Genomic DNA, 13,904 nt, shown 5'->3' on the forward strand with positions numbered 1-13,904 from the left:
TGCGATGGAAATGGTATTAGAGAAAACGGTGGATGAAGCACCAAAGCGACCAACGAAACGCTGGGTCATCACGAAAGCATTTACGGATCAGAACGCACTGAATCCGGCTAATGAAGCGATTAGACATTTTGCAACTGAATTAGGGTTTAACTGCTTGGACTGTCCGGAAGACCTCTTGAATTGGTCGGATGCGTTGACGATTCAAGCGGGGGATGTGGTATATCTGGCTTATCCAACATTTTACTTATCGATTGAGACTGATGGTAAATATGAGGTCGACATCATCGAAGCGTTGCATATGCGTGGTGCACGAGTGGTGTTACTTGTCGGTGACAGTTTGATTCTGCGTGAGAAAGTCGCCTGCAGTGAGGGTGAATTAAAGTCTTTGAACAGTGCGGATGTGTTGATTGTGCCGAATAACAAAATGCGGGATCAATTTATCAATATGGGTGTCACGACACCGATGTTGCATCAGGGTCTATATCCAATCAAGCCAACCCATGAAATGCCTCCGCGTGCCACGTTCAACCGTGACAAGGTGTTTTACACGGGGAATTTGAACAAAGGACCGTTTTTAAAGACGATTCAACAAAACGCAGTGTCGTTGGAAGTATTTGGCCCAAATGTTTCAGAAGAAATCACCACTAATCAGAGTCTCAATTATCATGGGTCATTTGCGCATGCTGACTTAACCCAGAAATTAATGGCTGAAACCGGATTTGGCTTGATTTGGGATGGTGATAATTTGCCAATCTTGTCACGCGTCGGTCGGTATACGCAGTATAACTACCCGTACAAGGCGTCCTTCTATTTGAGTTTGGGGATGCCGCTGATTGCTTGGCGCGGGTCTGCCGTTGCGGATGTGATCACCCAATATCGTTGTGGCATTTTGTTAAACCGGATTGATGAATTAGGTCCAAAGATTCAGGCTTTGACTGAACAACAGGTGGATCGCATGGTTGAAAATGCGCGCAACTTGGGAGAAGAATTGCGCACGGGGCGTCATTTTATGCGCGTGTTAGGGCATGCGGAATTATTTGAAACGGAGGAATGAGCAAGATGGAACCAGCCTTACAAGTGAATTCTGAAATTGGGCGCTTACGAACCGTTTTGTTAAAACGGCCTGGGGACGAATTAGAAAACATCACCCCGGCAACGATGACTGACCTATTGTTTGATGACACACCGTACTTAAAAATTGCCCAGGCCGAGCACGATGCATTTGCGGCGACGTTACGTGAACAAGGTATTGAGACGCTTTATATTGAGCAGTTAGTTGCCGACGTATTGGCGGATGCCGACATTAGAGCGCAGTTCGTCGCACAGTTCATTGCGGAACAAGGTCATCAGCCCGATACGCCAGCATTTACGGCATTAATGGGGTATTTACGTGGCTTCAATGTGACTGACCTTGTCGCGAAGCTATATGCCGGGGTGCGCGTCGATGAATTTGATCATCGCTTAGAACAGCCGATGCGGACACCATTCTTGATGCAACCATTACCAAATGCGTACTTTACTCGTGACCCACAATCAGTCATCGGAAACGGTTTAACGATCAATCGCATGACTTATCCAGTACGCCAGGTGGAGTCATTGTTAACGGAATTGGTGATGACCCATCATCCCAGATTTGCTGGGCATGTGAATATTTGGCGGTCGCGGGACGTCGAAACCTGCCTGGAAGGTGGGGATGTGTTGATTTTGAATGCGCATACGTTGGCGGTTGGTCTATCTGAACGGACGGAGCAGGCTGCGGTGTCAGAGTTGGAGGAAACGTTGTTTAAATCAGCCGATAGTCAAATCGATACGGTTCTGATGATGCAGATTCCGCATAGCCACGCCACCATGCATCTGGATACGGTCTTTACGATGGTGAATACCAATCAATTCACGATGTATCCCGGCATATTAGCTGACGGAAATGAAATCGAGATGGTATTGGCACGTAAGAAATCTTCAGGAGAAGTCGTACTGGGGCGTCGGACGGACTTGCTTGCCACGTTGCGTGAAGTGACAGGTGAAGTTGAGCTGGATTTGATTTTGACTGGTGATAGTGATCCAGTGGCTGCATCACGCGAACAATGGAATGACGGATCAAACACATTAACCATTGCGCCGGGCGAGGTTGTTACGTATGACCGCAACCATGTTAGCAATGACTTGCTGCGAGAACACGGCATCATTGTACATGAAGTGCGGTCGAGTGAACTCTCACGTGGACGGGGTGGACCTCGCTGCATGACGCAACCAATTTGGCGTGATTGACTCACCAAAAATTTTTAATCGATAAAAAAGCAAGCTAAAATTTCATGTAAGCGCTTAAAAGGTTAGTCATTTAACCAGTTAATTTAATGTCCGATATTCGGTATACTCAAATTGTAGGCATGAAGAGTTTCATGAATTTTGGGAGGGTATAATTTATGCTTCAGACATTTATGCAAAACTGGTTGGCTTTGCCGGAGAACGATATCAGCGCAGATAAGTCGTTCGTGAATAAGGCGCGCGCATATGGCGTCGATTTCGGTGAAAAGTATGTTGCAGTTGTGGTCGAAGGTGACAAGCAGCAACTACCAGATGAGCGCTTGGCATTTGAATTAGATTATTTGCGACGCGTCTATGTGTTGCCGGCAGATGAGGTCGATGACTTCTTGCCACGATTGCCAAAGCGCGCGTTGGCTGGGGTGGGGATGCCACATGATGACATCAAAGAAAGTGTGAAAGAGGGGATTTTTGCACTGGCGATGACTCACCCAATGGTCGATGAGATGCGAACGCTGTACTACGAGCATATGATGGATTTAGCTACCATCATCGATGCTGGAGTTATCTATCCAGAAACGGAGCAGCTCATTCATGATCATTTGGATGATGAGGTGATGCTGACATTGTGGTTGTATGCGACGTTTGGTCAGTCGATGTGCGCTTTGAGTGACGCACTTCACGTCCACCGTCGCACGATTCAATATCGTCTCGATAAAATTATGACAGTAACGGGCTTGAATCCACGCATTACATCTGAAGCGTGCACGTTGCTGCTGGCTTATGTCCGTCGCCGTACGTCAGTGATTGTGCCAGCGTTGATTGAACAATTTGACCGCGTTATGATGCAGAGCGAGCGCCGTCAAGTTGTGAACAGCTAGGCTTGCAACGGTGTGGTACAATAATTTGAGTGAATAAAAAGAAAGTAGATGTCCTCATGGTCGAAATGGTTAAGGACTTGCTGGTCAAGTTCCGCTCTCAAATTTTGTACTTATTCTTTGGTGTCTTAACGACCGTTGTTAATATTGTGGTGTACGCCTTGTTGCGTATGACGGATATGCCAGTGCAAGTGTCATACTGGTTGGCCTGGTTTATCACGGTGTTGGTCGCATACCTAACGAACCGCAAGTGGGTCTTTAACAGTCAAGCTAGCACGCCACGCGAGTACTTCGATGAAATCGTCAAGTTCTATGTGGCACGTTTGGCTACTGGTGTTATCGGATCTGGTATTATGTGGATCGGGGTTAGCTGGTTGCACCAAAACGATATGATTTGGAATATCATTCAAAATGTCTTCGTGATTGTATCGAACTACGTTTTGAGTAAGTTGGTTATTTTCAAGGCCAAGCAAGAATTCGAAAACTAAACTAAAAGCGGCGCTCCTGAATGAATCGGGAGCGCCGCTTTGGTTTTACTTTGTCTTAAGTGCGTTTTCAATTACGTTGTGCGCACGGTTGATTTCAGTTTCATCCATAATTTGGTATGAAACACCATCAATCATCGTACCAGTACCAACCATTTGGTCAGACTTCACGTTGTTACCGGCCTCACGGTAGTTTGATGCCAAGTTCTTAATTGACGTTAGTGACACGTCAGTACGAACGTTATCAGCAACGGCGCCAAGGAACTTATCTGACATCACTGTCGTTGGGTTAGATTGCAACTTATCCATCACGGCCTTAATGACCAATTGTTGACGCTCTTGGCGACCGTAGTCACCACGTGGGTCGTCATAACGCATACGTGAGAAGGCAAGGGCTTCCGTACCGTCAACATGGTAGCTTTGACCTTCAACGAAGCTGTATCCTTCGTAGCTAAACGTCAAAGGTGACTTAACCGTAACACCATTAACGGCGTTAACTAGTTGCTTCATACCCTTCATGTTAACCAATAGGTAACCATCTAACTTGATGTCGAGCAATTGTTCAACTTCTTCCATGGCAGAGTCGGCTGATCCATATGCATAAGCAGCATTCAACTTCGCATTTTGACCGTTCAATGAAATCAAAGTATCACGTTGGAGTGACATCATGGTTGATGACTTCGTTGATGGGTTAACGACCATCACCATCATGGTGTCGGTACGACCCTTGTAATCACGGCCAAGTGCGCCAGTGTCCGTACCAAGCAATAGGTAAGCAACTGGCTTCTTGTCGCCGGTCTTCTTATCTGATGTCTTTGAAATTTGCTCGTTGTTTGAGTAAATCTTAGACGTGGTGTTGTGAATCTTGTAGGCCGCCACGCCACCGATAATGACGATACCAGCCAATGCAATTCCTAGTATCCAAAGCAATACTTTTTTCATATTGTCAATTCTCCCTTAAATGTCAATCGATGATTATTATAGGGGAGATTTATGCGTGAGGCACTATTAATTTATGAACAATAATTGACGATAGGTGAAAAATATGAGCAATTTTGGCATAAAAACCCGTTTTGTTGGTAACGATGGCATTTGTTGCGTATACTTTTTAATACCTAATGCTTTTTTAGAAGTGCAGAAAATAGTCAGAATTGCAAGGAGCCATACAAACTGATACATTATTAGTAGTATGGATTATCGGACAGGCTGTGAACGGGGGACTGTCCGTATTTGAGAGGAATATTAAATGGGTATTAAGAAGACAATGGCGGTTGTTGTTGCTGGAACAGCTGCAGTTGCCGGTGGTGCGGCGATTTCTAAACCGTTAGATGTAACAGCTGCGACATCATCGCAAGTGCAACAGTTTATTAATAGCAACCGCGCTGACGTTATCAATGTGACGAACAAGTACGGTTTGTACGCTTCAGTTCAAATGGCGCAAGCGGCTTTGGAGAGTTCATGGGGGCTAAGTACCCTAAGTACACAAGCCAACAACTACTTCGGAATTAAGCAAACCAACACGAATAACCCAACTTACTGGGCTGATACGTTGGAATGGTCAAACGGTAAGTGGGTGACAATTAAGGCACCATTTGTGAAGTATGCCTCACGTTACGACTCATTGGAAGCCAATGCCAAGTTGTTGCGTAATGGTTTGACGTGGGATAGTGGTTACTACTCAGGTACTTGGAAGTCAAAGGCCAAGACCTATGCTGATGCTGCCAATGCATTGACGGGTAAGTACGCGACGGATCCATCATATGGGTCAAAGTTGATTAACATCATCAAGACGTACAACTTGACTGAGTTGGACAAGCCAGCCAAGACGGGTTACTTGCAAGATTCAGATGACCAATGGTACTGGTTTGAATCTGGTGTCAAGTACACAGGTTTCCGCTTCTACATGGGGACGTACTACTACTTCATTAACGGTGTTCGTCAAGAAAACCAATGGGTCTCACAATGGGGCTTGCAATACTACGTTGGGAACGATGGCCGTGCTGTTGAAGGCGTTCGCTTCATTGACGGTGTCCCATATGACTTCGGTACGAATGGTACGTTTAACTTGAAGGGTAAGGCTTCAGGTTACTTGTATGATGGTTCACCAGCTAACGGTGGTTACCGTTGGTACGAAAAGGGATCTTTGTACACAGGCTTCCGTTACTACATGGGCACGTACTACTGGTTTGTTAACGGTGTTCGCCAAAACGAAGGTTGGCGTGAAGCATGGGGTTACAAGTACTGGACTAACAAGGAAGGTCGCGCCGTGCAAGGTTGGCAAACAATCAACGGACAACGTTACTACTTCGGTAACGACGGCACGTACTACTTGCGTTAATTTAATCATCTAAAAAATATGTGCACACTATAGACTGTCTATGGTGTGCGCTTTTTATTTGTCTTTTATTCTGATACAGTGGCGAAGGGTTATTTTAAATAATGACAGTTTGTCAGTAAATGTAGGGGAGAAATAGACAATGGGGATGATAAAGTGGGGCGTTTGTTTAGTGGTGTGTTCCGTGATTGGCGCAGCAAGTCTGTGGCTAGCGACGCGTAATGTGCCGGATAGCTATGTGGCGACGCGACAAATGTATATCGGGAATAAACAAACAACTGGGGATATTGGTCGATTTAATGCGGATAGCTTGCTGATTAAGTCGTATCTGAAAGCGGCGAAGGATTCAAAAATTGTTGATGAGGTGCAAGGACGTCTGGCAAAGCGTGGGGCACATCTATCACGACAACAATTACGTGAAATGGTGACCTTTGAACAAGATTTAAATACGTTGATTGTGGATCTATCAGCGAAAGCAGAAACAGCGGAGTTAGCGGCCAGTTTAACAAACACGTATGTTGAAGTTTTCGCGGAAGTTGCACCAACATTGATGGCGGACATGCCACATCCAGAATTGCTGTCAGCCACGCGACCATCTGAAGCGAAGAATGTGGCGTTGTATGAGACGAAGAAGGTACTGGTATACGGTGGCACGATTGGCGCGGCAGTTGGACTGGTGTTTATGTTTTGGCGTCGCGTCGTGCGTGAAACCTGCCAACAACGTCGTACCAGAACGTCACGTGTGCAGGGCTAGCGTATGGCGTTTTGGTTGTTTTTTGTAATTCTGTTTCCTAAAACGCATTCGTATTGGTGGCTGGATGTCTTTACGCAGTTACCGATGGTAGTGTTTGGTAGTTATGTGTTTATCGAGGCGATTAAAGGGCGGTGGCGAGAGATTGTGCCGAGTAATCGCGCTTTGATGATCGGCGTAGCGGTGTTTATCGTACAAGCAGTACGGGTACTAATTTCATACAATGAGGTTGGTATTGATACGACAACAGCGGGCATGCTCCACGGATTGATTGGACTTGTGGAGCTATTAATTGTTGTTTGGCTAGCCTGGGCAACAGTGCAGTTAAGTGGGCAAAGCTTTATGACGATTGTCCGTGGTGCATACGCTGCTTTTTGGATGTATTTCATCGTGGTATTGGTACCGCAGTTCTGGGTGATGATTGGTCGAACAGAGACGGTTGGCTATGTGAATGGATTGGCGCAACTGTTTGAACGTCATTGGATTGGTCGTGATGATTTCTATCAAGCCGGTAGTTATGTCACGACTCAAATGAGACTGAATGGCTTTGAGCCGGAAGCGCCGTTTTTAGCTATTTTGATTGGTGTGGTGTTTCTGCCAATCTTTATGATGGGGGTTCGACAGTCATTGATCATCTGGCGACGACCGGGTGTGGCGAATACGTTACTTTTATGGGTGACGTTGATCGCCGCATGGTTGGTATTGTTAGCTGCTAAAACCACAACAGGGATGTTACTGGTATTTGTGAGTGTACTGCTGATGCTGGTTACTGGTGTGGGGATGCAACGAGTGAGGTTGCTCATTATTGCAGTTTCAGGGGCCGGTATCGGATATGGGTTATATCAATATTTACCAGGTGTTCACGATATGTTTACCAGATTCCTTCTAGAGAAACACGGTACCGAAAATCGGCTCGGTGGCACAATTGGGTTATCGAAAACCATCATGCAACATCCGTTGTTTGGAGTTGGGTACGGATTTGAGTCACCATATATAGTAGAAAACGTACCGAATTGGTCAAAAGGTAATCTTGAGTATCAAAATGTCTATGCAATCTACGGCTATCCAATCCTATCTGGATTTCTTGGTTGGTTTGCACGGTTTGGACTAGTTTTGGTATTTCCGATGCTGTATGTTGTTGTTCAGCGATTTAAAGTGGCTTGGCAGAATCAAAGCGCTGCTAGTTGGGCATACATGTATTTCGTCCTGTTGGCGATAGTGACGTCAATGTTTACGTTCTCTGTATTTGCGTGGCCGGTATTGATTGTTTGGTTTGTATTGAATTACCATTTTAAGGGCGTTGTTAGTGAAAAACGGTTCGTGAAGGAACTGTGAATACAATTGAACATTTTTTGTATAGTTAGATAGTTACTTGGGATGTTCTATATTTTAGGGCTACAAGTAAGGGAGGATTTTTGATGCTTCACGTATTAAAAACCACTAGCTTTAAAAGGAGAAAGGGATGTTTAAGAAGGTTGATTGGCAGACACTAGGCGTGGTATTGGTTGTGCCACTAGTGATTATGAGTCCAATATTGTTTAATGATACGGCGCTATTGGGGGTAGACGGATATTTCCACTACAACCGTATTTTTGAAGCAGCGATGCAAATACGCGATCGCAATTTTAGTTTTTTGAATTTATACACTTTTCAGCAATCTGGTCGAATTGTAAACCAAGTATATAGTCCGTTGGTGACATACTTATTCGGTGCATTACTATTGGTTGCTGGAACTTGGTTTAAATTTCAGGTTGTAACGTTATACATCGTTTATGCATTGGGCATCCTAACTACGGCTTTTGCTGCGATTAAGGTAGGACTAACGAAAAAGTGGGCGTTGGGGTTAGGTGTAATTTATACTTCATCTGCCGCAGTGTATGGATTCGTGTTTGGTGCGACTTGGAAGTCGATTGCGCTGGCGATTGTGCCACTGGTCATTCCAAGCTTGCTACATTTATTTGAGGGACGATTTAATTGGCGCCGAACGGTTTACTTGGGTGGCGGTATTGCGCTATTAGGACAATTTCAAGTATTAACTGTCGCTATTGTTTTACCAATGCTCGTGCCGTTTTTCGTACACGGATTGTGGGTAAGCAAAGAAAAGGTGAAGTTACTTGCATCCGTTAGTTTATCGGCTGTTATGGCAATTGTGTTGAGTTTAAATGCAATCATGCCTTTGGTCGAAGTGTATCGAAATACGTTGATTTCACCTGTTGCAATGGATATGATACCTCAAACCAGTGGTGTGTTTAGGCCGGTGTATTCAAGTGTTAATTCTAATAGCGATATTGTGATGTCTATTTTGGCATTTTTGCTTTTGGGGATGATGTTTGCGTTCTGGAAGAAATTAACTGTTTTTACTCGGTTTGTGAGTGCAGTGGCGATTGTGTATCTAGTTGCAGGTACATCTCTAGTGCCATGGCATGCGCTAGAGACTGCATACCCAGGATTGCGTTCGTTCTTGCAAATGCCAAGACGAATTTCATTAGTAGGCTACAGCTTGTCATTAATTGCGGTTGGAAAATTGTTTGTTGAATCGCAACCAAAGAAAAGCTTGGCACATGGGGCGTTGCCGGTTACTCTTGCAATTGTGTCAGTGTTGCTGTTGACACAAAAGGTAGCTAACAATGTTTATTATGTTCAGAATGAAAAAACGCCGTTGTATGCCGGATTACAGGTAACGACTAAGAATGTGTATTCACCAGATATTCATACGTTTGTGCAGCTACAACCATTGTTCCACGAAGGCGATTTAGGTAAATTGATCTATCATGTGGATCGTAGCACTCCAGACTACTTGCCAGTTGATACAACTGAAGAGACGCATCAGCCAACATATGATGCGTACATGAACGCTTTCTCAAAGCAATGGCGTCCGTATCAACACATTGTGAATGGGGATGGAACTATGACGCTGCAATGGAAGAGCAAAGAAGCACATAAAAATCGTCAGGTGCCGATTGTCGCGTACGAGCGTACGGAATTGACTTTGAATGGGAAGCGACTAGAAAATAGCGAACTAATCAGAAATAACGTTGGTGCTATATCTATTTCTGATAAAAAAGGAATTAATGAATTGAATGTTGCTTATACTCCGATGAAACCTACTTTGGTAGGTTTTGTTATTAGTCTTATTTGTTGGAGCGCGGGAGTTGTCTTTGTACTGATTTATGTTATTAAATCATTGAGAAAAAACTGAAAATATGATTTAACGCCCCTTTCTAATGATTGAAAGGGGCGTTTCGTATGATAACCGTTTGTTGGACTAAAAAAGGTCATAAATTATAGTTAACTTGTTATAAGTGCATAAAAAGCGTAGATAAAGCGGAATATATATGAATGTTTGATTTTTTAGAAAACTACCATTGTATTTAATCTATTGGTTTGACTATTCAGAATTTAGAGAACGGTTACGTAGATGCATTGGTATTTAGACTTTTAAAAGATTTAGTCCCTTATACGGGTCCAACGTTACAAACATTTAACGTATATCTAATTGTTTAAGTGCATTCAGTTAATTCAAAAGGTATTGGAGTAAGAAGATGAAGCTTTGGTTATTTGGTTCATATAAATGGCAGGGGAATCCAAAAGCGTTGATGATGTATATGCAGTCAAATTTTGCAGATACACATGAAGTTTGGTGGATTGCTGATAATAAGGAAGATGCGGCTTATATTGCGAATTTAGGATACAATTCCGTATCAATTAATTCGAAAAAAGCCAAAGGATTTATTTGAAAACGCAGACGTGTACGTGACTGAAAATTATCGCGAAAGTTATCCTGAAACAATCAATCCTAATGTCATTGTGCTTAATTTGTGGCATGGAGTGGGACTAAAACACGTAGAACTTGGATTAGATGAGAAAGTAGATGTGGCAGATAACATCGTCCGTAAATGGGCTCGAAACTATTCGCTTTTCAAAAACAATGTAAAGTTCTTAACCACTTCCGAGGCTATGGAAAGCCATTTTAAGTCAGACATGAAGCTTTCCAATGATCAAGTGGTAAGAGGACCTTATCCACGCAATGTGGTCTACTCATTGATGGAAAGTTCTTTAGAAAAGAAGCTTAAAGTGAGTGGCTATGATTTGGATTCCTACAATGATGTCTATGCATTTGTTCCGACATATCGTAGCTTTTCGAATAGCCAAGGTGAATTCAAAAAGTTAATTCCAAATTTAGCAGAAGTTGTATCTAAAATGGAGAAAACGGATTCGTTATTCATAGTAAAGTTGCATCCACAGATGCAATCAGATGAAAGCTTTTTAGCAGCAAAAGAAGAGTACTCTGAGAACAAGAATATCCTTTTCTGGCAAGATGAAGATGACATGTATGAGATTATGCATCGAATTACAGTGGGCGTTGTAGATTATTCATCTATTTTCTATGATTTGCTAGAAGCTGGAGTGTCTAAGTTTATTCGTTTTATTCCGGATTACAAGGAGTATGTCACTGAACGAGAATTGATTGGTGATTATTTCGATTTGACAGATGGAACAGTCGCTTACACGTTTGAACGATTGCTAGAATTATTTTCAACTGGAGTTGAGAATATCGAACGTAAGGACTATTTGATGGACTATTTCTTCGGGTTTGAGGCAACAAATACGTTAAATGACCTGATTAAGAGTGTTGATAATTCTAAGCCTTCGAACATATCATATCCTGAGCTACATACGTTCGATATTTTTGATACTTTGATTAAGCGTAACACCCTGCATCCGCATAGTATTTTTGCACTTGTTCAAAAGAACATGTTGTCATCAAACTTGAAGTTTGAAAGCTATTTGACGGAAAATTATCCAAAAATTCGTAACCAAGTTGAATTTGATTTGCGAGATAGTTTTAGGAAAACGACGTATGAACGAAATACCGATAAAATAGAAGTTACTCTAGACGAAATCTTAGATCGTTTGAAGAATAATTATAGTTTGACCAATGAACAAGTAGCATTTCTTTATGATCAAGAAACGCAAGCAGAGGTAAAGGCAGTTGAACCAATTTCGTTCAGAATAGAAGAGCTTTTCGAATTACTAGGGGCTGGAAACGATGTGATGTTGGTTTCTGATATGTACTTGCCTGAGACTGTAATTAAGGACATGCTAAATGCAGCGGATTCACGTTTAAGTGAGTTACCATTGTATCTTTCTAGCAAGGTCGGCTATCAGAAGTCGACAGGTCGCTTGTTTAGACATATTTTCTTCTCGACGGATTATCACTATTCAAAGTGGGTGCACCACGGAGATAACAAGCATGCAGATGGTGTGGTTCCGCGTAAATTAGGAATTACAACAATCAATCACGATATGGATTCATATTTGGAAAATGAGAAGTGGTTTGTCGATAAGGCAAATTGGACATTTAAATACGACGCTTACAGATTAGCCACTCTATTCCAACGCCGACGTTGGGAATTAATGAGTGGGGAAGAAATGACGTTTGATGAATCTGCTTATTATGCATATTCATTTATCGGACCTACGTTGGTTCCATACGTAAATTGGGCACTACGTGATGCAATTAATCGTGGATATCAAACTGTATACTTCATATCACGTGACGGATACTACTTGAAGCAAATTGCAGATGTGCTAATAGCGAAGCAAAATCTTACGATTTCGGCGAAATTCATTTACGGTTCACGTAAAGCATGGCGTGTTGCTTCGTTTATCAATGAAGTTGATCCGGCATCATTTACTCCGTTTGGGATGTTTTCATCTATGGATGGATTTGATGATCTGGTGAAGTCAAGCCAACTTCCAGAAGATGAATTGTTACAAATGCTTCCTGAGTTGGAAGGATATAGAAACGAACCGACATTAAAGGGAGACATTGCTATTGGAATTCGCGAAATATTTGAAAATTCCGAAGAGTACAAGGCACGTCTATTAGAAATTGCAGCGGAGCGTCGGGAAATTGTACGAGAGTATTTGAAACAAGAAATTGATTTTGATGAGAATTTTGCTTTTGTAGAATTCTGGGGCCGTGGATACACTCAAGATACCTTAACTCGCCTGTTAATTGATGCTGCAGGTCGCGAGGTGGACAATCCGTTTTACTATGTTCGAAACTTTACGAATGATATCGGACATTCAATTCGCCATCGTTATACCACAATGCCAGCAAACTTTAGTGATTTTGAGTCAATATTTGCAACAACTCCATACAAAAGCATTCCTGGTTACGAATATTCGGAAGATGGTAGTGTGAAACCTGTGTTTATTCCGCAATGGAATGAATTCCATAGCACAATTTCTAAGAACATACAGAAGTTCGCTTCTGATTACGCAGATCTTCATGTTGAAGATGCGCAGCGCTTTGATCGATTCGTTGGTGAAACAGAGTATGATTACTATTTCAACCATCCGGAGGATCAATTTATCACATCTGTCTTTGCAAATTATAAAGACAATGTAGCTATGTATGACCAAGTGCAGGAGTTTGCTCCTGAATTAGATGCAGAAACAGTATTGAATACTCCTATTGCCGATTTGAAGAAGATGACAAAAAATCTGGATATTTCTCTAAGTCGATCATCTGATGAAGCACGTGAGGCTTTCGAACTGCGTAAAAAGGTGGAAAACATCAATTTAAAGCCAGCTAAAAAGTCCGTTCGTGATTTCCCTGTCAATGATTTAGAAAATTACTTGGTTCCTACAAAATTCCCTGTAGAAGTGGTGTTACTGGCTGATCAGCCAACGTATGCAAGCGTGAAGTGGACAGAAAATTCTAAGAGTAAAGTTCAATTATCAAAGTTTACAATTTTGACCGTTACCGGAATTGATTGGAGTGAACGTGGAGTGCCACGACTTCGAACAGAATTGGGATATATTACGGCTAATAAGCGCTTTGTGACGACGATGCGAGATGATATTGATCAGTATTTGTACAAGGACGTTGCAAATGTTGTTGTTACGGCATCCTCATACTACTATAAGTCGTTGTCATTTGACCGTTCGCAACGAACTGAGAATAAAACCAAGCGTGGACAAAAAATTGCGGTTCAGTCAGTTGAATGGACGAATAATGGAACTCCACGTTTGCTTACGGCTGCCGGATATTTGACTGCTAATAAAAATTTTGTATCTAATGACGCAAAGTTAACCGCACTTCGAAAGAAAGCTGTTAGAGGCATCGTTAAGCGATTGACTAAGTAATGAAAGTGAACCGTCAGAAATGTTAGTTAAAGTAA

11 protein-coding genes are annotated in these 13,904 nt (G+C 42.5%); 10 read left to right on the forward strand and 1 reads right to left on the reverse strand.

Annotation, left to right across the window (positions count from 1 at the left end):
* Positions 1-4: 4 nt before the first annotated feature.
* The 4 genes from ACAW68_03745 to ACAW68_03760 all read left to right on the forward strand — a co-directional run bounded on the left by ACAW68_03745 (position 5) and on the right by ACAW68_03760 (position 3,628).
* Positions 5-1,054 (forward strand): hypothetical protein, encoded by a 1,050-nt coding sequence (locus ACAW68_03745; GenBank protein XGA16680.1) that lies wholly within the window; start codon positions 5-7, stop codon positions 1,052-1,054.
* Between the two features lie 5 nt (positions 1,055-1,059).
* Positions 1,060-2,268, forward strand: coding sequence for an arginine deiminase (locus ACAW68_03750; GenBank protein XGA16998.1), 1,209 nt, complete (start codon positions 1,060-1,062; stop codon positions 2,266-2,268).
* Between the two features lie 155 nt (positions 2,269-2,423).
* The gene (locus tag ACAW68_03755; protein XGA16681.1) at positions 2,424-3,143 is read left to right on the forward strand and encodes a PucR family transcriptional regulator; all 720 of its coding nucleotides are present in this window, start codon (positions 2,424-2,426) and stop codon (positions 3,141-3,143) included.
* 56 nt (positions 3,144-3,199) lie between these two features.
* Positions 3,200-3,628: a GtrA family protein gene (locus ACAW68_03760; GenBank protein XGA16682.1), complete on the forward strand. Its 429-nt coding sequence runs from the start codon at positions 3,200-3,202 to the stop codon at positions 3,626-3,628.
* Between the two features lie 45 nt (positions 3,629-3,673).
* On the opposite strand, the gene ACAW68_03765 is transcribed toward ACAW68_03760, so the two are convergent.
* Positions 3,674-4,567, reverse strand: coding sequence for an LCP family protein (locus ACAW68_03765; protein XGA16683.1), 894 nt, complete (start codon positions 4,565-4,567; stop codon positions 3,674-3,676).
* Positions 4,568-4,871: 304 nt separating this feature from the next.
* Between ACAW68_03765 and ACAW68_03770 the strand changes: the two genes are divergently transcribed.
* From ACAW68_03770 to ACAW68_03795, 6 genes are all read left to right on the forward strand, one after another.
* Positions 4,872-5,963: a glucosaminidase domain-containing protein gene (locus ACAW68_03770; GenBank protein XGA16684.1), complete on the forward strand. Its 1,092-nt coding sequence runs from the start codon at positions 4,872-4,874 to the stop codon at positions 5,961-5,963.
* Between the two features lie 139 nt (positions 5,964-6,102).
* Positions 6,103-6,714, forward strand: a complete 612-nt coding sequence (locus ACAW68_03775; protein ID XGA16685.1) for a hypothetical protein — start codon at positions 6,103-6,105, stop codon at positions 6,712-6,714.
* Between the two features lie 3 nt (positions 6,715-6,717).
* Positions 6,718-8,046 (forward strand): O-antigen ligase family protein, encoded by a 1,329-nt coding sequence (locus ACAW68_03780; GenBank protein XGA16686.1) that lies wholly within the window; start codon positions 6,718-6,720, stop codon positions 8,044-8,046.
* Between the two features lie 127 nt (positions 8,047-8,173).
* The gene (locus ACAW68_03785) at positions 8,174-9,910 is read left to right on the forward strand and encodes a hypothetical protein (protein ID XGA16687.1); all 1,737 of its coding nucleotides are present in this window, start codon (positions 8,174-8,176) and stop codon (positions 9,908-9,910) included.
* Positions 9,911-10,253: 343 nt separating this feature from the next.
* Entirely contained in the window at positions 10,254-10,448 is a 195-nt protein-coding gene (locus tag ACAW68_03790) for a hypothetical protein (GenBank protein XGA16688.1), read from the forward strand.
* 16 nt (positions 10,449-10,464) lie between these two features.
* Positions 10,465-13,869 (forward strand): DUF5776 domain-containing protein, encoded by a 3,405-nt coding sequence (locus tag ACAW68_03795; protein ID XGA16689.1) that lies wholly within the window; start codon positions 10,465-10,467, stop codon positions 13,867-13,869.
* Positions 13,870-13,904: the final 35 nt, after the last annotated feature.

It is taken from the genome of Weissella confusa (assembly GCA_041871065.1).
Taxonomy (GTDB): Bacteria; Bacillota; Bacilli; order Lactobacillales; family Lactobacillaceae; genus Weissella; species Weissella confusa_A.